This window comes from Actinacidiphila polyblastidii (assembly GCF_036353415.1).
GTDB classification, from domain to species: domain Bacteria; phylum Actinomycetota; class Actinomycetes; order Streptomycetales; family Streptomycetaceae; genus Actinacidiphila; species Actinacidiphila polyblastidii.
The window spans coordinates 1-427 of record NZ_JAZEWV010000095.1 but is presented as its reverse complement, the minus strand read 5'-3'; the positions used below and the strand labels follow the sequence as shown (position 1 = coordinate 427).

Annotated in this window: 1 protein-coding gene; it reads right to left on the bottom strand. The window is 74.0% G+C overall.

Annotated features, from left to right (window positions below; translation table 11 throughout):
• Nucleotides 1-427: condensation domain-containing protein (locus V2S66_RS34380; protein ID WP_330801037.1), on the bottom strand; the 427-nt coding region annotated here is incomplete at both ends.

Here is a 427-nt window from a genome sequence, read left to right as displayed (position 1 = left end):
CACACCCCCCGACACACCACCCACCGACATGGACGCCTCGGTGCCGTTCCACCGGGCCAGGAGCTGCTGCTCCTCGTGTGTCGCGGCCTCCAGGGAGGCCACCCGGGCACGGGGCAGCCGGGCGAAAGCGGTGAGGAGGGCGGTGAACCGGGAGAGCAGGACGCGGGCCTCGTCGCCGGTGACCCGGTCCGGGCGGTGCGCGAGCCGCAGGGTCAGACCGGCGCCGGAGAGGGCCGGAGGAAGAGCGGCCAGCGACAGGGTGTAGTGGGTGTCACCGGAGCCCTCGGCGCGGGTCAGGGTCAGTCCGGCGGCGGGATCGGTGTGCGCGGCCGCGTCGAGGGGGTAGTTCTCGTAGGCCGTGACGGTGTCGAAGAGGGTGCCGAGGCCGGCGGTTCGCTGGATGTCGGCGAGCCCGAGGTGCTGGTGG